At 65.9% G+C, this 18,780-nt stretch carries 20 protein-coding genes; 12 read left to right on the top strand and 8 right to left on the bottom strand.

Annotated features, from left to right (window positions below; all coding sequences use genetic code 11):
* Positions 1-13: 13 nt before the first annotated feature.
* Entirely contained in the window at positions 14-973 is a 960-nt protein-coding gene (locus tag CO669_RS00560; protein ID WP_097657276.1) for a helix-turn-helix transcriptional regulator, read from the bottom strand.
* Positions 974-1,272: 299 nt separating this feature from the next.
* Between CO669_RS00560 and CO669_RS00555 the strand changes: the two genes are divergently transcribed.
* From CO669_RS00555 to CO669_RS00530, 6 genes are all read left to right on the top strand, one after another.
* Positions 1,273-1,515, top strand: a complete 243-nt coding sequence (locus CO669_RS00555) for a hypothetical protein (protein WP_097657275.1) — start codon at positions 1,273-1,275, stop codon at positions 1,513-1,515.
* 26 nt (positions 1,516-1,541) lie between these two features.
* Entirely contained in the window at positions 1,542-1,790 is a 249-nt protein-coding gene (locus tag CO669_RS00550) for a GCG_CRPN prefix-to-repeats domain-containing protein (protein ID WP_097657274.1), read from the top strand.
* A gap of 71 nt (positions 1,791-1,861) precedes the next feature.
* Complete coding sequence (locus CO669_RS00545; protein ID WP_097657273.1) at positions 1,862-2,116, top strand: hypothetical protein; 255 nt, start codon at positions 1,862-1,864, stop codon at positions 2,114-2,116.
* Positions 2,117-2,147: 31 nt separating this feature from the next.
* The gene (locus CO669_RS00540; RefSeq protein WP_097657272.1) at positions 2,148-4,952 is read left to right on the top strand and encodes a T6SS phospholipase effector Tle1-like catalytic domain-containing protein; all 2,805 of its coding nucleotides are present in this window, start codon (positions 2,148-2,150) and stop codon (positions 4,950-4,952) included.
* Positions 4,953-5,118: 166 nt separating this feature from the next.
* Complete coding sequence (locus CO669_RS00535) at positions 5,119-5,802, top strand: response regulator transcription factor (RefSeq protein WP_198963743.1); 684 nt, start codon at positions 5,119-5,121, stop codon at positions 5,800-5,802.
* Entirely contained in the window at positions 5,799-7,736 is a 1,938-nt protein-coding gene (locus CO669_RS00530; protein ID WP_097657270.1) for a sensor histidine kinase, read from the top strand. The genes CO669_RS00535 and CO669_RS00530 overlap by 4 nt, the downstream gene beginning before the upstream one ends.
* A gap of 134 nt (positions 7,737-7,870) precedes the next feature.
* Here the strand turns inward: CO669_RS00530 and CO669_RS00525 are convergent, their stop codons facing one another.
* Positions 7,871-8,161 (bottom strand): hypothetical protein, encoded by a 291-nt coding sequence (locus CO669_RS00525; RefSeq protein WP_097657269.1) that lies wholly within the window; start codon positions 8,159-8,161, stop codon positions 7,871-7,873.
* A 238-nt stretch (positions 8,162-8,399) separates the two neighbouring features.
* Here CO669_RS00525 and CO669_RS00520 point away from each other — a divergent pair, with 238 nt between their 5' ends.
* Positions 8,400-8,624 (top strand): hypothetical protein, encoded by a 225-nt coding sequence (locus tag CO669_RS00520; protein WP_097657268.1) that lies wholly within the window; start codon positions 8,400-8,402, stop codon positions 8,622-8,624.
* 219 nt (positions 8,625-8,843) lie between these two features.
* Here CO669_RS00520 and CO669_RS00515 read toward each other — a convergent pair whose 3' ends face one another.
* Both CO669_RS00515 and mddA read right to left on the bottom strand, forming a co-directional pair.
* On the bottom strand, positions 8,844-9,266 hold the full coding sequence (locus CO669_RS00515) for a GFA family protein (RefSeq protein ID WP_097657267.1): 423 nt from the start codon (positions 9,264-9,266) through the stop codon (positions 8,844-8,846).
* A 214-nt stretch (positions 9,267-9,480) separates the two neighbouring features.
* On the bottom strand, positions 9,481-10,281 hold the full coding sequence (gene mddA / locus CO669_RS00510) for a methanethiol S-methyltransferase (protein WP_097657266.1): 801 nt from the start codon (positions 10,279-10,281) through the stop codon (positions 9,481-9,483).
* A gap of 134 nt (positions 10,282-10,415) precedes the next feature.
* On the opposite strand from mddA, the gene CO669_RS00505 reads away from it, so the two are divergent.
* Positions 10,416-11,963 carry a winged helix-turn-helix domain-containing tetratricopeptide repeat protein gene (locus CO669_RS00505; protein WP_097657764.1) on the top strand — a complete coding sequence of 516 codons (1,548 nt, stop codon included), beginning with the start codon at positions 10,416-10,418 and terminating at the stop codon, positions 11,961-11,963.
* A 14-nt stretch (positions 11,964-11,977) separates the two neighbouring features.
* Here CO669_RS00505 and irr read toward each other — a convergent pair whose 3' ends face one another.
* A complete protein-coding gene (gene irr, locus CO669_RS00500; protein ID WP_097657265.1) occupies positions 11,978-12,463 on the bottom strand; it encodes a Fur family transcriptional regulator Irr in 486 nt (161 codons plus the stop codon).
* A gap of 179 nt (positions 12,464-12,642) precedes the next feature.
* Here irr and CO669_RS00495 point away from each other — a divergent pair, with 179 nt between their 5' ends.
* Positions 12,643-12,954 (top strand): hypothetical protein, encoded by a 312-nt coding sequence (locus CO669_RS00495; RefSeq protein ID WP_097657264.1) that lies wholly within the window; start codon positions 12,643-12,645, stop codon positions 12,952-12,954.
* Between the two features lie 3 nt (positions 12,955-12,957).
* On the opposite strand, the gene CO669_RS00490 is transcribed toward CO669_RS00495, so the two are convergent.
* From CO669_RS00490 to CO669_RS00480, 3 genes are all read right to left on the bottom strand, one after another.
* Positions 12,958-13,527, bottom strand: coding sequence for a DUF2147 domain-containing protein (locus CO669_RS00490; RefSeq protein ID WP_097657263.1), 570 nt, complete (start codon positions 13,525-13,527; stop codon positions 12,958-12,960).
* 32 nt (positions 13,528-13,559) lie between these two features.
* Positions 13,560-14,222, bottom strand: a complete 663-nt coding sequence (locus tag CO669_RS00485; protein WP_097657262.1) for a DUF3313 domain-containing protein — start codon at positions 14,220-14,222, stop codon at positions 13,560-13,562.
* Between the two features lie 249 nt (positions 14,223-14,471).
* Positions 14,472-15,110 (bottom strand): TetR/AcrR family transcriptional regulator, encoded by a 639-nt coding sequence (locus tag CO669_RS00480; protein WP_097657261.1) that lies wholly within the window; start codon positions 15,108-15,110, stop codon positions 14,472-14,474.
* 216 nt (positions 15,111-15,326) lie between these two features.
* On the opposite strand from CO669_RS00480, the gene CO669_RS00475 reads away from it, so the two are divergent.
* The 3 genes from CO669_RS00475 to CO669_RS00465 all read left to right on the top strand — a co-directional run bounded on the left by CO669_RS00475 (position 15,327) and on the right by CO669_RS00465 (position 18,780).
* Positions 15,327-16,877 carry an ABC transporter substrate-binding protein gene (locus CO669_RS00475; protein ID WP_097657260.1) on the top strand — a complete coding sequence of 517 codons (1,551 nt, stop codon included), beginning with the start codon at positions 15,327-15,329 and terminating at the stop codon, positions 16,875-16,877.
* Between the two features lie 95 nt (positions 16,878-16,972).
* Positions 16,973-17,944: an ABC transporter permease gene (locus tag CO669_RS00470; RefSeq protein ID WP_097657259.1), complete on the top strand. Its 972-nt coding sequence runs from the start codon at positions 16,973-16,975 to the stop codon at positions 17,942-17,944.
* A complete protein-coding gene (locus CO669_RS00465) occupies positions 17,941-18,780 on the top strand; it encodes an ABC transporter permease (RefSeq protein ID WP_143278592.1) in 840 nt (279 codons plus the stop codon). The genes CO669_RS00470 and CO669_RS00465 overlap by 4 nt, the downstream gene beginning before the upstream one ends.

The raw sequence follows: 18,780 nt of genomic DNA, 5'->3' as shown, positions 1-18,780 counted from the left end.
CCTACGCCGCCCTTCACTTCCCTCTCGCCGCGGTCGGCGTCAGGCCGAACCGGCGGCGAAAGCAGCGGTTGAAATAAGAGAGATCGTTGAAGCCGCAGGCGAAGGCGATGTCGCTGATGCGGGCTTCGCGATCGGCAAGAAGGTCGGCGGCCTTGCGCAGGCGCAGCTCGGTCAGGCGCGTGGTGAAGCTGGCGCCGGCTTCGAACAGCAATTCATTGACGTAACGCTCGGAGAGGCCGGCCGCGGCGGCGAGCCTTTGCGCCGAGAAATCCGGCTCATGAAAGCGCGCCTGAAGGATCGACAGCACGGCCGTGAGCCGCACCGCGCGCAGGCCCCGGCGTCGCGCGGCCGTGGCCATTTCGCTGCGGGCGCCGAGACCGATCGCGGCGAGATCGAGCAAATGCGCGGCGATCGCCATGCCGGCCTCATCCGCAGCGGTCGGGTGGCGCAGCAGGAGGTCGCTGTAGTCCATCGCCAGCGACAGCGCGCCGCCGGGCTCGAGCTCGCAGCCGACGAGATCGTCGACACCGGGCACCATCGCCCGCAGCGTGTCGACCGGCAGATGCACATTGGTGAAGCGTTTGTGGCTGGCGCCGTCGGCGGCGAAGAACGGCTCGTCCAGCTTGAGCAGCACCATCGATCCAGGCCGCATGGTGAATTCGCGACCGCGATGGCTCACCTCCGAAGAGCGATCCCCGGTGTTGCGTGCGAGGCAAAAGCGGTCGTCGCCAGTCTCGATCACCTGGCGCTTCTCGCGCCGGACCGTGACGAAGCTGCCGTTGCAGCGGCCGAGCATGGTGGTGCCGATGTGAATCGAGTTCATGGTGGCACGGAACGGCACGTCGGATGCCGGATCGAGCTCACCGGTGTTGGAGAAATGCTCGAACAATTCGGCGAAGCGGATGAAGCGCTGCCGGTCGGACAGATCCCGCGGCAGCATGTCGGTCGAGAGCGACTTCCTGATGACGGACATCGAAAGAGCTTCCAGGAAAGACTTTTTGGAAAAGGTCGTGCACGAAGCCCGCCGAAGCCTGCAGGGACGAGAATGAACGTCTGGTGAAGGCCGGCCGGGCACAGGCTATCAGCACGCCAACGTGAATCAAGCTGCGCCGGTCAGTCCAAGCCGCGCCACCGCCGGCGCCGGTCAGTCCAAGACGGTCCGCACGAGCGGGCCCTATTCAGGCGGCGGGTGCAGCATCCCGCCACACAAGAGGACTGCGCCCGGGCAAACCGGGCGGCCCCTGCCTGACGCCCGCTGGAGGAGACGACGACATGCGAACCTCTCTACCCCGCAGCCTCGCGCTCGGTGGCGTCATCGCGACCAGTCTCTGCATCGGTTACGCGCTGGGCGCGCAGCCGCACATGAGCGAAGCCATCGCGATCCTGCAATCGGCCCGCGCCGAGCTCGGCAAGGCCGAGCCGAACAAGGGAGGCCATCGCGAGAAGGCGATGGGGCTGATCGACCAGGCGATCTCCGAGGTGCGCGCGGGCATCGCCTTCGCCGCCAGCCACTGACGCAACGTCATTCGGGAGGACAAGTCATGATGCGAACCATGTTTGCCGCCGCACTCGCGCTTTGCGCGCTCACCGGCATTGCCGAAGCCATGCCGCTTGACCCGCTCGCGGGCGCGACTGGCGACGTCATCGCGATCGCCGGCGGCTGCGGCACGGGCTGGCATCGCGGCCCCTATGGCGGATGCTTGCGGAACTACGCCAACCCCGCGGCGCACGCCTGCCCGCGCGGCTACCATATCGGCCCCGGCGGCCGCTGCCGCGGCAACGGCAGGTAAAGGCTGACCAGCCGGTCTCTTCTCGCCAACGGTCGGGCAATCGCAGATGGGAGCCGTCTTCGTTTGCGGCCATGCTGCGCGACGTCCGCCGTTGGCGGGCCCTCAGGGTGAAGACTGAGTGCGCGCGCTGGTTGCAAAGCGCACCGATCGCCCATGGCCTCATCATGACGCCGAACGACGAAGCCGCGTGGTTCCGCGGTCATCAATCCGCGGTGATCCGCTGCGTTCCCGCTTGCTACCGCAGCGGGACTATGGGCAAAGTACACCTGCATTTCATGACGCACCGATTGATGGATTCCGGGGAGTGCAGCCCGGTTCAGGTCTGACACTTTCCGGTTGCATTGCCGGAGAGGCCCCATGACGTATCGTGATGTCGGGCGAAACCCCGATTCCGCCGAGGCCGATTCCACCAAGGTCGATTCTCTTCAGCCAGAACGCACGTCCAGCAACAGGAATGACGGTGGAGGCGCGAGCGCCGCACCGCCGAAACGCAAGCTGGTGCTGTTCGCCGACGGCACCGGCAATGCGTTCACCAACCAGGAATCCAGCGTCTGGCGTCTTTACGAAGCCCTGGACCACACCCAGCCCGATCAGATCGCGCATTATATCAAGGGTGTCGGCACCGCCGGCTGGGCACCGCTCGCCGCGATCGACGGCGCTACCGGCATCGGTGTGCCCTCCAACGTCCGCAAGCTCTATCGCTTCCTGTGCTGGAACTGGCGACCCGGTGACGAGATCTACATCTTCGGCTTCAGCCGCGGCGCTTTCACCGCGCGCACACTGGCTGCGCTGATCTCGAGCCAGGGCCTGGTGCCGGCGGAGATCGACGACACGCCGGTGTCGCATGCGGAGATGGCGCGCAACGTCAAAGCCGCCTGGCGCGCATACCGGCGGGAGACCGTGCCCTGGACCAGGAGCCTGCCGACGATCTGGGTCACGCGCTGGATCCGCGACGCCTTGCTCTTCATCTATCACTGGCTCTTCGGACACCGCAGCTACGCCGAAGTGCGGAGCAAGATGAACGGGCGCACCGAGGTCGAGATCGCGTTTCTCGGCCTGTTCGACACCGTCGAGGCGTTCGGCGTTCCCGTGGAGGAGCTTCGCCTCGCCATCGACTGGGCGATCTGGCCGATCTCGTTCCGCAATCATCGGCTGTCGCACAAGGTCAGGCACGCCTGCCACGCGCTCGCGCTCGACGACGAACGCACCACGTTCCATCCGCTGAGGATCGACCAGAGCCATCTGGCGCAGGGACAGATCGTCAAGGAAGTGTGGTTCGCCGGCGTCCATTCCGACATCGGCGGCGGCTATCCGGAATCCACGCTGTCCTTCGTGCCGCTGGTCTGGATGGTCGAGCAGCTCGGCGGCCGGCTGCGCTTCCAGGACGGCGAGATCGAGCATTTCAGGGACTATCAATCGGCGCTCGGACCGCGGCACGATTCGCGCAGCGGCGCAGCGGTGCTGTACCGCTACGGGCCACGGCCGATCCTCGGCGACGTCGTCAATGGCGGACCGCCGGTGGTGCACTTCGCCGTCATCGAGCGCATGCTGTTCGGCTGCGACGATTACGCGCCGATCATGCTTCCGGCGAACTGCCGGGTGCGGCTGCCGGATGAGACGACCTTGCCGCTGCGTCCGGACGGAGACAACCGGGAGCTGGAGGAGCAGCGCGCGCGCGAGGTGCTGAGAGAGGCCTATCTGGCCCAAGCGACCGGCCCGCGACGCGAAGAGGAGGCGAAAGCCTTCACCGTGATGAGCACGCCCGACCCTGATATGTCGAGCCTGACGCGCGACACCGTGTGGTGGCGGCGCGTCGCCTATTTCTCGCTGCTGTTCATGGTCGGCTTCATCGCCGTCTTCCCCTGGATCGCGCGCGGTATCGTCGGCTCGTCCGAGGACGGAGGCCTGGAAGGCACCGGCTTCCTGAAGCTCGTCACCGACACCGACTGGCTGCTTGGCGCCGTCGTGGCGCCCTTCACCAACATCCTGCGCGACCTGCTGCCCTCCTACGCGAAGCCCTGGCTCGACATCGCGACCTATTACCCGGTGCTGACCTCGGCCGTGCTGCTGATCACACTGTGGGTGTGGAACAAGAACTCGGCGCTGCGCGACAATATCCAGGAGCGCGCGCGGCTCGCCTGGAACACGCCGCGCCGCAAGGCCAGTCGAAAACACGTCGCGACATCCAGCTTGGCGCTGAGCATCGCCAACTGGATGCGTCACCATGCGGGACCCGCGCGTACCCTGTTCGCAAGGCGCCTGGTGCCGTTCGCCTTCCTGTTCGTCATCTTCAGCTCGGCCCTGCTGATTGCATCCACCAGCTATTTCACCGGCCGCGTCGCGCTCGGCCGCGTGTGCGCGCCGCCGGAGATCAAGTCGGCAAGCGGTCCGCGCGTCGAACGCGGCAGGCCCGTGCTCGACGAGCCCTTGCCGGCCGACACCGTGTTCGCGACCAGCGAGTTCTGCTGGTGGAGCGGACTTGCGGTCGAGAAGGGTCGCAAATACCGCGTCTGGCTCGATATCGAGGAGCCCTGGTTCGACCGCACCATCATGACCGGCGTCAATGGTTTCACCACTGATCTCGCCCGGATCCTCTTCCTGCCGATGCGAAGGCTGTTGGGTGCCGACTGGTTCCAGCCGGTGGTGCGGGTCGGGTCGAAAGGCATGAACGACATTCCGCTCACGGCCGTCAACGTCATGCCGGCGGAAGACCTGCCGCGCCGGAGGCATCCGACGCTTCCGGCGGAGGACGACCTGACCAAAGATCCCGCCCATCGCTATTGGGTGCGCGTCGAGGAAGAGCTCGACAAGAGCGATCCGCGCCGCGCGCGACTGGAAGGGCTCGACAACTTCCTGCCGATTCCGCCGGACGACCTGCCCGCCGCCCGGGAGATCTGGAGCAGGCAGAACCTGACCGGCCGCGTCGTCGCCGAATTCGTCGCGCCCGATTCCGGCGAGCTGTTCTTTTATGTCAACGACGCCGTCCAGATGTTTCCCACCATCCTGCCCGCCGGCATCACGCCCGCGTTCCTGGCGCCGTTCCAGGGATCGCTCAGGAAATTCTACGACAACAACAGCGGCACCGCGCGGATCAGGGTGCAGCGGCTTCCGCCGCCCGGCGAGGCCGCAAGACCACCGAAACCGGCCGAAGCGAAACTGTAGTCCTTACGCGCCGCCGGCCTGGACCGCCGGGCCGATGCGGCCCGGCGCGCGGCCTATCCGGAGCGCTGGATTTTTTCGCCCCCATGATTATGGGTGTCGTGGCATCCGCGCTGCAGCTAGACTTGACCTTGCGCCGCGGGGGACACGCGGGCGCGGGACCATGATCATGACCGAACAGGGCGAGACGGGTGACATCATCACCATCCTCCTCGTCGAGGACGACGCGCCGACCTGCTGGCGGCTTCAGGATGCGCTGGTCAAGGCCGGCTACGAGGTGCGCAGCGCCGGCACGCTCGGCGAAGCCCGGGCGGCGCTGGCCGCCGGCGCGCCGCGCGTGCTGCTGACCGATTTGCGGCTGCCCGACGGCCACGGCATCGAGCTGATCCGCGAGATGCGGCAGCGCTTTCCCGACACCGAGATCATGGTGATCTCGGCCCTCGGCGACGAGGAGAGCGTGATCTCCGCGATCACGGTCGGCGCCACCGGCTATCTGCTCAAGGACGCCTTCCCGACCGACATCGCCACCACCGTGCGCGATCTGGTCGCCGGCCATTCGCCGATCTCGGCCTCGATCGCGCGCTTCATCGTGCGCAGGACCCAGGGCGCCGCGCCAAATTCGGCGGAGCCGCCGCCCGGCCCGGTGCTCAACACCGCCAAGCTGACGCCGCGCGAGATCGACATCCTCTGGGGCATCGCCAAAGGCTTCAGCTATGCCGAGATCGCGAGCCATCTCGGCCTGTCCAAGCAGACGGTGCCCGGCCACATCAAGAACATCTATCGCAAGCTCGAGGTACATACGCGCAGCGAGGCGGTGTTCGAGGCGGTGCAGCAGGGCCTGATCAAGCTGTGAGCGAGATCGCGGCGAAGGCGGCTCCGAAGACAGCGGCCAAGCCCGCGCGGCGCCGGGTGCTGGCCTCGCGCCTCGTGCCCTATCTGCTGCTCCAGACCCTGATCGTCATCGTCACCATTCTCGGGCTTCGGCTGCTCCAGCCGAGCGATCCCGAAGACTTCGCCGTGAACGATTTCTCGGCGCGGGAAGACGGCCTGACCCGACCCGTGACGCTGCCGCATTTCACGTCGTCGCGCTACTCCCTCGCCGACCCGCCGGTCTACGCCGGCGCCTTCACGTTCCGCAGCGCCGATGCGGCCTCGGGCTGGTCGGTGTTCCTGCCGCGCTTCAGCAACGCGGTGGAGGTCGCCGTCAACGGCGTCGTCGTGCTCGATTCCCGGCGCGATGCCAATGCCAACCGGCCCGACCGCAACACGCCGCAGATTGCAGTGATTCCTGCATCGCTGCTTCGTGAGAGCGCCAACGAGATGACGGTGCGGCTGTTCGTATGGGGACCGCTCAAGGGCTTTCTCGATACCGTCTATGTCGGACCGGATGTCGCCCTGCGCCCGGCCTATGAGAGACGCACGCTGCTGTTCGTCACGCTGCCGGTGGTGTTCTCGGCCTGGCAGTCGATCCTGGCCGTCATTCTCGCGATCATGTGGCTGATGCGGCGTCACGAGCCCGTCTATGGCGTGCTGGCTGCGGCAATGGTGCTCGGCGTGGTGCAGGCGTACGTCCCGCCGCCGGTGCCGCCGGCCATCACGTCACGGCTTGCTGCAGTGCTGCTGGCGTCCGCGCCGATCGAGAGCGCGTTGGTCGTCATGTTCGGCGTGCTGTTCTTCGGCTGGCGCTGGCCGCGCTACGGCATGCTGCTGTTCGTGCCGGGCCTCGTCGTATTCGTGGTCGGGCTGATCGGCGGCCCGCCGCTGCCGCGTATCCTCTTCCTGGTGCTCGGCATCCCCACGGTCGGGCTTTGCCTGCTGCTGATGGCCTGGGTGACCGCGATCGCGGTCGTGCGGCGGCAGGACGCCGCAAGCTTCACGATCGGCTGCGCCGTCACGATCGTGCTGGTCTGCTGGATCCAGGACATGCTGACGGTGCTCGAGATCGTGAACAACGATCGCATCTTCGTTTCGCGCCTGTCCTATTCGGCGATGCTGGTCGCGATCGGCGCCGGGCTGACCTGGCGCTTCGCCCGCGCGCTGAACCAGGTCGACAGCTTTGCCGGCCAGCTGGTGACGCGCGTGCGGGAGGCCGAGGAGCGGCTGAAGGCGAGCTTCGTCCGCGAGGAGGAGCGCGCACGCGCCGCCGCGCTCGCCAACGAGCGTACCCGCCTGATGCGCGACCTGCATGACGGCCTCGGCGGCCAGCTCGTCAGCATCGTCGCGCTGTCCGAGCGCGGCCATGAGGGCGCGACCATCACCGACGCGGCCCGTGCCGCGCTGAAGGATTTGCGTCTCGTCATCGATTCCATGGACGACATCGGCGGCGACCTGATGCTCGCGCTCGGCTCCTGGCGCGAGCGCGCGACGGCGCAATTGCGGCCGCACGACATCACGCTCGACTGGCGCGTGGCCACGCCGCAGGGCGTGCCGCTGCATCCCGAGCTCAGGCCCTGGCACGTCATCCAGATCGTGCGCATCCTCGACGAGGCCGTCACCAATGCGGTCAAGCACGCGCAGGCCCGCCGCATCGCGGTCACCATCGACACGCTCGACGCAGACGAGGGGCCGTATGGCGTGATCAGCGTGACGGACGACGGTCATGGCTTTGCGATTGAAGGCAGCGGCGCGGCCGGACGCAACGGCCAGACCGCACGCGGCCTGAGCAACATGAGGAGCCGCGCCGCACGCTGCGGCGCCACGCTCGAGCTGAGTTCCGATGCCTCCGGAACGCGCGTGCGGCTGCAATTGCCGCAGCGTTTTCCCGACAGCGACATGGCCGCGGGCTGAAAAACCCCCTCCCCGAACGTGTGGGGCGCACGGAGAGAGGGGACGGGCCGGGTAAACTTGCCTGCGGAGGACGGGGGGTGTTCGTCCGCAGGCCCCGTTGGCCCGATGCGATGCAATCAATTCAACGGAAAAAATCAGCGCACGCCGACGCGATTGACCGGGCCGCCGCGGTTCATCGGCGTTCCCGCGCGCACGCCGACACCGGGCGCACCAACGCCGGGCGTTGCGACCGCCGCGGCCGCAACCGGCGCTCCCGGGGCAACCACCACCGCCGCCGTCGGCCGCACCACGCAGCCCTTGGGCACGCCCACGGTCTTGCAATAGACCACCGCCTGCGCCGGGCTCGTGCCCAGCGACACCATCGCCGCGCCCGCGAGCGCCATGACCGTCAGCCCTGCGCTCAGCGCTCCAGCTCTCTTCGACATTCCTGCTCTCCTGCTTCCCGTTCGGCGTCCCGATGCAATCATCGGGTTTCGCAGCCGAGGTGAAGCCTGAATGACAAAAGACGGCGCGCGGATACATGCCATGAAGATGGGGGTACCGCGCCCCTCAGGGCCCTGCCGGTGCCATGAACATGGCATGGACCCTCGCGCGGCCTTTGCGGGATGGTCCGGTCCGATTGGTTCCGGTCGGGACCAACGAGGATTCCAGAAGAGGTGCTTCATGAAGATTTCGGTTCTTGCCGCGCTGCTGCTCGCCGCAACCGCCCTGCCCGCCGCCGCGCAATCCGGTCCGTCGGTCCAGGAGCAGATGGCCTGCCGCGGCGACGCCAGCAAATTCTGCGCCGAGCATATCGGCAAGCCGCCGCAGATGAACGCCTGCCTGCGCGAGAACAAGTCGAAGCTGTCGGACAGCTGCCGCAAGGTCGTCGAATCCCGCGGCGGCTAGTCTTTCTTCGAAGAAGGCAGAGAGGGCGGCGCTGCGCCGTCCTCTCGAAGGATTCTGAGCGCACGCCTCGTCCTCCGAGACGGCGCTGACGCGCCTCCTCAGGGTGAGGCTCATCGACATCAGCGCCGGTTGACGTTGCGGCCGTGCACACGATCCTCATCCTGAGGGCCCGCCAACGGCGGGCCTCGCGAAGGATCGCCGCAGGTAACAGCCTTGCCGCTACTCCTGCATCATCTCGCCGCTGCCACCGAACTCGGCCGGGAAATCCTTCAGCTTGGGCAGGCCGTCGCGCATCGGCAGCACGGTCTCGGCATAGTTGACGTGAACGCCGGGCGCGAATGCGAGCGTCGGGATGGTGGCGCTGAAGACGTCGACCAGGCCGAGCGGCGGGTGGTTGGTCATGAGATGACCGCCGCATTTCTTGCAATATTGGCGCTGGCTCAGCGGCGTCTTGGCGAAGGTCTCGACATTCTCCGCGCCCCCGGTGACGCGCACGGCCTCGGGCTTCCAGAGGCTGAAGGCGTTGACCGGCCCGCCCGACCACGACCGGCAGGAGCGGCAATGGCAGTAGCCCATCGCCTCCGGTGCACCCGTGACCTCGATCGTCACCGCGCCGCAGAAGCAGTTTCCGACATGTTTCATTGGGTCGTCTCCGTTTGATGAAAGGGGAGAAATCCTCTCCCTGCCCCGGGGTCCACGATATGTCGGGACAGGCGGGTGCAGGGAGAGGTGTCGGGGTGAAGGGGGAGATCACCCCGGGGGGACGTTCAGGGGATTGACGCGTGAGATGCTGGCGTAGCTCACCCGTCGCGGCAGGGCATCCTCCGTTCGGCGGATGCCCGTTGCCGCGACGGCGTTACAGTGACCGGCGCCAGGGAATAAGCATCGACACCCGTTGTTTGTACTGCCGGTACTCGTCGCCAAAGAGCGCGACGAGGTCGTGCTCCTCCAGCGCGATGCCGACGAAGATGTAGAGCGTGGTCACGATCGCGAACAGCAGATGGCCCGCGGTCATGGTCGGCGCCGCCCAGAACGCGATGATGAAGCCGAGATAGATCGGATGGCGGACGAAATTGTAGAGCAGCGGCGTCCTGAACCGCGGCGGCGACGCCTCCTTGCCGATCAGATGGTTGGTCACCTGATGCAATCCGAACAATTCGAAATGATTGATCAGATAGGTGCTGGTGAACACCAGGACCCAGCCCGCAAAGGACAGCTTGACCAGAATCACGGCGATATCCGGATTCTCGACGTTCCATATGACCGCAGGCAGCGGACACCACTGCCAGAACAGGAGCAGCAATGACAGGCTCGCCAGCAGCACATAGGTGCTTCGCTCGACCGGCTTGGGGACGAACTGCGTCCACCACGCCTTGAACTGCTGACGCGCCATCACGCTGTGCTGAACGGCGAAGATCGACATCAGCAGCAGATCGATGACGACGGCCTCGATCGTCGAGGTCTGGGGTCCGATGTCGATGGTCTTGTCGATGGTCTTGGGCACCACCAGGCCCGTGACGAAGCCGATGGCATAGAGAATGGTGACGAAAAACACGAGATACGCCGCAATTCCGTACAAAAAGGCGATGAATTTGAATATGCGCAAGCCCGCAACCTCCGGGCCAACAGAATGAACCTGATGATCGAGTTGGGTCATGAAAACAGCTCCGTTGTGCCAGAACGCCGGCACCTCGTTGGTTGCTCCACCATGCCCCTCGGACGGGTTTGAAGCTTTCGCGGATAGTTGATTTTCGCCTGAGACGACTTTGATTTTTGCTTGAGACGAACAACGTGCGATTCCGGTTTGAAAACAACGTGCTCGACGGCAACCTGCGGGAACTCACCTGCGGCGGGGCGACTGTTCCGTTGCAGCCGCAGGTGTTCGACCTGCTGCTCTATCTCGTCGCGCAGCGCGCCCGTGTGGTCAGCAAGGATGACCTGATCAGCCAGATCTGGAGCGACCGCATCATCTCGGATTCGGCGCTGAACAGCCGGATCAACGCCGCGCGCAAGGCGCTCGGCGACGACGGCGCGAGCCAGCGGCTGATCAAGACCATTCCGCGCAAGGGCTTCCGCTTCGTGGGCGACGTCCGGGAAGAAGTGACAGCATCGATCGTGCCGGCCGAGGCGAGGCCCACCCTGCCGCGGGTGGCGGACCGCCCGGCGGTCGCGGTGCTCGCCTTCGAGAACATGAGCGGCGATCCCGCCCAGGATTACTTCGGCGACGGCATCAGCGAGGACATCCTCACCGCGCTGTCGAAGCAGCGCTGGTTCATGGTGATCGCCCGCAACTCGTCCTTCACCTACAAGGGACGCGCGGTCCATATCAGGCAGATCGCCGAGGAGCTCGGCGTCCGCTACGTCGTCGAAGGCAGCGTGCGCAAGGTGGGCAGCCGGGTACGCATCACCGCGCAGCTCAACGATGCCAGTTCGGGCAGCCATCTCTGGGCCGAGCGCTACGATCGCGAGCTGGTCGACGTCTTCGCCGTCCAGGACGAGATCACCAATGCGATCGTCGCGGCGATCGAGCCGCAGATACACGCCGCCGAGAGTTTCCGCGCCCACAGCAAGGCGCCCGCGAGCCTCGACGCATGGGATCTCCTGATGCGGGCGCTGTCGCATTTCTGGCGGGTGACGAAGCGCGATCACGAGACCGCACGGTCGCTGCTCGAACGCGCGATCGCGATCGATTCGGGCTACGGCCAGGCGCTGTCGCTGCTGGCGGCCAACCACATGTTCGGCGCGCATCTCGGCTGGGGCGACCTCGCCGCGGTGGCACCGGTGGCCGAAGCTGCCGCGCTCGCCGCGGTGCGCTGCGACGACGAGGATGCCTGGGCGCATGTCGCGCTCGGCAGCGTCTATTTCTCGACACGCAGGCTCGCGGACGCGCTGTCCGAGTTCGAGCAGGCGCTCACGCTCAACCCGAACTTCTCGCTGGCGCAGGGTTATTACGCGTTGGCGCTGTCCTATGCCGGACGCTCCAAGGAGTCGTTCGAGGCAGCGCAAAGGGCGATCCGGCTGTCGCCGCGCGATCCGTCGCTGGCGATCTATCAGGGCATCGCCGGCTATGCGCGCTTCACCGAGCGCCGATACGACGAGGCCATCGCGCTCGCGCGCGAAGCGATCCGCCATCGCGGCGATCTCACCGGCGCCTACCGCGTGCTCGCGGTCTCCGCCGGCATGACCGGCGACGAAGTGCTGGCGGAGACCGCGCTGGGCGAGCTCCGCCGCGCCCAGCCGGGCATCTCGCTGCACTGGATCGCGACCCAGCTGCCATGGGCCAACCAGGCCGATCGCGAGCACTATCTCGAGGGCTTCCGGCGCGCAGGATTGCGTTAGACGATGTGCCGTCGCTACGTTCGCTTGCGGCGCAGATGGACGATGACGTCGAGCCGCGCGATCTCGTGGCCGGGAAGCGCCTCGGGGATCCTGGTGAAGGTGAGGCCTTCGGCGACGTCGACCAGCATATCCTCGCCTTCGAGATAGAAGTGCGGATGGATCGACGTGTCGGTGTCGAAGAACGACTTGAGGCCGTCGGCGGCGATCCGGCGGAGCAGGCCGGCCTCGGTGAACTGGTTCAGCGTGTTGTAGACGGTCGCCAGCGACAAATAGGCGTTCGCCGCCATCGCCTCTTCATAGAGGCTCTCGGCGGTGACATGACGATGGCCGCCGAGGAACAGCAATTGGCCCAGCGCGAGACGCTGGCGCGTCGGACGCAAGCCGGCATTGCCGAGCAATTGCAGGCAGTGCTGCACGCCCGCATCGGGTGCCGCTTCGAGGCCCGCGACATCAGGTCCGCTCTCGTCAACCGCCGGGATAATTGTGGCCTGCATGTCCATCGATCGTCTCACGGCTCAAGGGAGCAGGACGCCCGCTGCCGGGTCCCGCCAGTTGCTATTGGATTGCAAAAGCGGCGGCCTGACTTTGATCCGGATCAAATCGGAAGCCGCCTCTGACCTATCGCAAGGCGGGCCGGTCTATTCCCGGCCAGAATTGGCGGGTTTCCAACGAGGCTCACATGTCCAGGCCGGTTCCAGACAAGGCAGAGGTCGCGCTTGAATACCCCGACAAGTTCTATGTCGGCACTTTCGAGCGTTCGTCGAAGTTCGAGGCGCGGCTCGACGGCAGCGGCGTTGCGCTGGTGCTGCAACATCCGGGCACGGCCGACGAACGCAAATCGGTGCATCTGCACCTCAATTTCGGCCTGCTCGCCGGCATCCTGCGTGAGCTCGCCGGCAGTGTCGCTGCCATCCCCAAGGACGACATCGCGCACCGCGAACAGCTCGCAGAGGCGCTCGACGAACTGCGGAAGGCGCTGCGGACCTCCTGAAGCCTACCTCGCTTTCGCCGGTATCGGCTTCAGGGCGGGCACCGCCGCCCATTCCTTGTCGGCGCGCGGGCCGTTGAGATCGCCGGTGAGGCCAACGAGCTGACCGGGCGCGACATCGAGAGTCTGCTGCCAGGTCTGGGTCTGGCACAGCAACTTGATCAGGCAGCCTTTCAGCTTGAGGCGCTCGGGAGACTCGCGCCAGATCGAGACTGAATAAAACCTGCCGTCCTCGGCATTATAGATGTCGCCGGCAAAGCGCCCTTCCGCCGTCGCCTGCAGGCCCATGATGAGCTGGTGGCCGAGCAGTGTGCGGGCGCGCTTGTCCGGATCCGGATTCTGACTATCGCGGTAAGGCTGGCCGCGCTTGTCCGCCGGCTCCTTCATCCAGACGATGAAGCCGCAGAGGCGATCGCGCGACGGCCCGCAGCGCTCGAGGCGAATGCGGGCGCGGCCGTCCTCGACCAGCCAGGTGCCGCTCGGATCGGCCGGCGCAGCCGCGCCGGCGCGGCCGCCAAATGCCAGCATCACGATCGTGATCGCGATGCGCAGCACGAAGCGAAGGAGAATGTTCATCAGCAATGCCTCTCGTTGAATGAATCGCGGCGTCAGTTCAGCTGCGCCATCAGTGCGTCGGCGCCCTTGTCGAGACCGGCGGTGGCGGCCGCGAGCGCGCCGGTGGTGGCCTTGATGTCGTAGGCGCCGGGATATTGCTTGGTGACGTAGGCAGAGAGCAGACGCGAGGTCGTCGCGTCGAAGATCTCGACGCCGTATATGACCGAGCCGGTCATCATGCCCTCGCCGTCGCGCGCAGCCTGCACGCCATTGTAGACCGCGCCGGCCATATCGAACCGCGACAGCGTGCCGAGCACGGGCGTGTTGGTGACGGCACCGGTGAGCGTCAGCCTGACACGCAGCGTGTTCGGTCCGCGCTCCTGCACCAGCGCGAAGCGGCCGCGCAGCCGCTCAGTGAAGCAAGTCTGCATGTAGGCGGCGAGCGTCGCCTTGTCCTTGGCGGACATGTCGCCGAACTGGTGGTCCCGCCCGCGATAGACCACGACGGGATCGAGGATCACCTTGTTATAGGCGCGCCAGTCGACCGGCGTGGAATAACGGTAGGGCACGCGGCCGGAGGCGTCCGATCTGTCGGGGGCCATGGAGGCCGAGGACGCCAGCTCCGAATAGGGCACGGGCGCGACCGAGGCGCAGCCGGCCATGCCTGCGCAAAGCCCCAGCGTTCCCAGACCGCGCAGGGCGATCGAGCTTCTCATTCCAGACTCCTCTTGGCACTGTTCAGGCGATGGCGACCGCAGCCGCGTCAGGGACCGGACGCGGCTGCGGGGCTCACCATGGCCAACCCTCGGCTTCGTCCGGGGCCATGTCAGAAGCTTCGGATGGCCTCAGTGGGCGGATCTATAAAACCGACCAGACGGTTTGTAAATAGCCAAAATGTGGACCTGATGCATTTCGCCGCTGGCGCGGCTTTGTGCAGGTCCTGACGAGGTTTCGTTAAGGACGAATCAGGCGCGCTTGCGCCGGGTTGCAGCCTTCGCGGCTGGCACCGTTCCGGATTTGACGACGCGCGTTGCCGCCGGCTGTTCAAGGCCGCCCCATTGCGCATCGTCGACGAGACGCGCGAACAGGCGCTGATGCTCGTCCTTGCTGAGCGGCGACATGCCGAACAGCGAGGTCAGCAGCAGCCCCATCGCGCCGGCCCAGCGCAGCATCGCCAGATCCGGATCAGCGGCCTCTTCCCTGATCGCCGCCATCCTCTCCATCTCGCGCTCGCGCGGCAGCGCCATCAGATTGGGATTCTCGACCATGGCCGCCACCAACGCCAGCGCAGCCGAATTCGGCGAGGTCGCCGCTTCGCGCACGGTCGCGAGCTGGGTCGCCAGATTCGGATTCGTGGAGGTCTCACTCGCCTTCGCCATGTAGCGCGTCGAGAACTCCTCGAAATGCGCCATCTGCCGCTCGAGCAACGCCTTCAGCACCGCTTCCTTGGTGCGGAACTGGTGCATCACGCCACCCTTGCTGAGGCCGCTCTCGCGGGCGATCGCATCGAGCGTCAGCCGGCCCGGCCCGTCGCGCGCGATGATCGCGATCGCTGCCTCGAGCGCAGCGTTGCGGGATCGTTCGGAGCGGCTGGCATTGTCCATGGCCGACTTGTCTCCGTGACGCGACGATGAATCAAGTGAAAACGGGACGCGCTGTACATTTTTTGTGCGAACGCTGTCGAGACTTTCATCTTGCGGCGCCGAACGAGACTATGTGAGCCTTGATATCGGATGGGGACTGGGACGGGTCGGCCGTAGCTTTGCGCGTGAGGACGTCGCGAAGCGCTTTCGGCTGGTCGCGCTTGAGAAAGATATGACATGCCGAAACGAGTGTTGCTTGGTCTCCTCCTGGCTTGCGGGCTTGCGGCCCCGGCGCTGGCGCAAGAGCCGAAGACGGGGGGCGTGGTCAATGCCGTGATCCAGCCCGAGCCGCCCGGCCTGATGCTTGCGCAGGTCCAGAACGGCCCGACCCAGATGGTGTCCGGCAACATCTTCGAAGGGCTGCTGCGCTACAGCCCGAAGCTCGAGCCATTGCCGGAGCTTGCCGAAAGCTGGAGCGTCAGCGAGGACGCCAAGACCTACACCTTCAAGCTCAAGAAGGGCGTCACCTGGCATGACGGCAAGCCCTTCACCGCCGCCGACGTCCTGTTCTCGATGGAGATGCTCAAGCAGACGCATGCGCGTGCCCGCACCAATCTGGCGCAGGTCGACAAGATCGAGACCCCGGACGACTATACGGTGGTGTTCACGCTGAAGCAGCCGTTCGGCCCGTTCCTCGGCATCTTCGAGGTCGGCTCGATGCCGATCGTGCCGAAGCATCTCTATGAAGGCACCGACTGGAAGACCAACCCCTACAACAACGCGCCTGTCGGCACGGGCCCCTTCATGTTCAAGGAATGGCAGAAGGGCTCGTTCATCCGCCTGGTCAAGAACCCGAACTACCACGAGAAGGGCAAGCCCTATCTCGACGAGATCTACTGGCAGATCATTCCCGACGCGGCCGCGCGCTCGGTGGCGTACGAGACCGGCAAGGTCGACGTGCTTCCCGGCGGTTCGGTCGAGAATTTCGACGTGCCGCGGCTGTCCAAGCTGAAGGACACCTGCGTCACCGGCGCCGGTTGGGAGTTCTTCTCGCCGCTGGCCTGGCTCTGGCTGAACAACCGCCAGGGGCCGCTCGCCGACAAGCGGGTGCGGCAGGCGATCATGTACGCGGTCGACCGCGATTTCGCCAAGGACGTGATCTGGAACGGGCTCGGCAAGGTCGCGACCGGCCCCTCCGCCTCGACCATCAAATATTACACCGACGACGTGAAGAAGTACCCGTACGATCCGGCCAAGGCCAAGGCACTGCTGAAGGAAGCCGGCTACAAGGGCGAGAAGATCCGCCTGCTGCCGCTCGCCTATGGCGAGACCTGGCAGCGCTGGGGTGAAGCGGTGAAGCAGAACCTCATGGACGTCGGCATGAACATCGAGACGATCGCGACCGACGTTGCGGGCGGCAACCAGAAGATCGGCGACTGGGACTACGACATCGCCTTCACCTATCTCTACCAGTATGGCGATCCCGCGCTCGGGGTCGGCCGCAACTATATCTCCAGCAATATCGCCAAGGGTCAGGTGTTCAACAACGTCGAGGGCTATTCCAACCCGGAGATTGACAAGCTGTTCGCCGACGGCGCGGTCGCGACGCCCGATTCCAAGCGCAAGGAGCTCTACGAGAAGGCGCAGAAAATCCTGGTCGAGGACGTGCCGGTGGCCTGGATGCTGGAGCTGCAATTCCCGACCATCACGCGCTGCAAGGTCAAGAACCTGATCACCACGGGGATCGGCGTCAATGACGGCTTCAAGGACGCATGGCTCGACAAGTGAGCCCTGCTCTCGCACCTCTCCCCGCACGCGGGGAGAGGTGCTCTAAGAGCACTTCTCCGCGGCTGCAGGTCACCCCATCGGTATGACTCTCTAAGATGCTCTCCTTCGTTGCCCAGCGTGTCCTCAAGGGCGTCATCGTCCTGCTCGCGATCGTCGTCCTCAATTTCTTCCTGATCCGGCTTGCGCCCGGCGACCCCGCGGTCGTGATGGCCGGCGAAGCCGGCGCATCCGACCAGGTCTTCGTCAAGCAGCTCCGGGAGAAGTTCGGCCTCGACAAGCCGCTGCCCGAGCAGCTCTTCATCTACGTCAAGGGCGTCGTCTCCCTCGACCTCGGCTTCTCCTTCCGCCAGCAGGCGCCGGTGGCGAAGCTGATCGGGGAACGGCTGCCGGCGACACTCCTGTTGACGCTGACCGCCTTCGCGATCTCGCTGATGCTCGGCATTCTCTTCGGCACCTTCGCCGCCCGCTTTGCCGGCACGTTCCTCGACACCGCCATCACCGTCTTTGCGCTGATCTTCTACGCCATGCCGATCTTCTGGGTGGCGTTGATGGGCATCCTGCTGTTCTCGGTCACCATGGATTGGCTGCCGAGCTTCGGCTACGAGACCGTCGGCGCCAACCTCACCGGCCTGTCCCATGCCGTGGACGTCGCAAAGCACCTGATCATGCCGGCGATGACGCTCGGCCTGTTCTTCATGGCGACCTACACCCGCATGACGCGCGCCTCGATGCTGGAGGTGAAGCGGCTCGACTTCGTCAAGACCGCGCGCGCGAAAGGCCTGTCCGACGCCGTGATCCAGCGCCGCCACGTGCTGCGCAATGCGCTGCTGCCGGTCGTGACGCTGGCCGGGGTGCATTCCGGCACGCTGATCGGCGGCGCCGTCATCACCGAGACCGTGTTCGCCTGGCCCGGCATCGGGCGGCTGATGTACGACGCGCTGCTGCAGCGCGACTACAATCTGCTGCTCGGCGTTTTCGTGATCTGCTCCGCCATGGTGCTGATCTTCAACCTCATCACCGACCTGGTCTACCGCCTGGTCGACCCGCGCATCGAATTCGCCTCATGAAACAGTTCTGGAAATCGATGCTGAGAAGCCCGAGCGGCGTCGTCGGGCTCGTCATCCTTCTGCTCGCGATCGCCATCGCGGTGTTCGGACCGATGCTGTTCCCGAACTCGCCCTGGCGCATGGTGCAGCGGCCGTTCCTGCCGCCCTTCACGCTTGGGACCGTGCCGCTCGGCACCGACGCGCTCGGCCGCGACGTCTTCGCGGGCATGATCTTTGGCGCACGCGTCTCGCTCCTGGTCGGCCTCGTCTCGACGCTGGTCGCGCTGGTGGTCGGCATTCCCATCGGCGCCATGGCCGGCTATTTCGGCGGCAGGGTCGACGACGCCCTGATGCGCTTCACCGAGTTCTTCCAGACCATTCCGAGCTTCGCGCTCGCGATCGTGCTGGTCGCGATCCTGCAGCCCTCGATCTATTCGATCGTGGCCTCCATCGCAGTGGTGAGCTGGCCGCCGGTCGCCCGCCTCGTCCGCGGCGAGGTGCTGTCGCTGCGCACGCGCGAATATGTGCAAGCGGCGATCGTCACCGGCCAGAGCAACAGCTGGATCATCCTGCGCGAGATCCTGCCCAACGCGCTGTCGCCGGTGATCGTGCTGGCCTCGCTGATGGTGGCGACCGCGATCCTCCTCGAATCCTCGCTGGCGTTCCTTGGTCTCGGTGATCCCAACCTGATCTCCTGGGGCTACATGGTCGGCGCCGGCCGCACCGTGATCCGCCAGGCCTGGTGGATCACCGTGTTTCCCGGCGTCGCGATCCTGATCTCGGTGCTCGGGCTCAACCTGATCGGCGAAGGTCTCAACGACGCGCTCAATCCGCGCCTGTCGCGGGAGGGCCGCTGA

This window comes from Bradyrhizobium sp. Y36 (genome assembly GCF_002531575.1).
GTDB lineage: Bacteria > Pseudomonadota > Alphaproteobacteria > Rhizobiales > Xanthobacteraceae > Bradyrhizobium.
The sequence above is the reverse complement of the archived record's forward strand: the minus strand, read 5'-3'. Positions and strand labels throughout refer to the sequence as shown.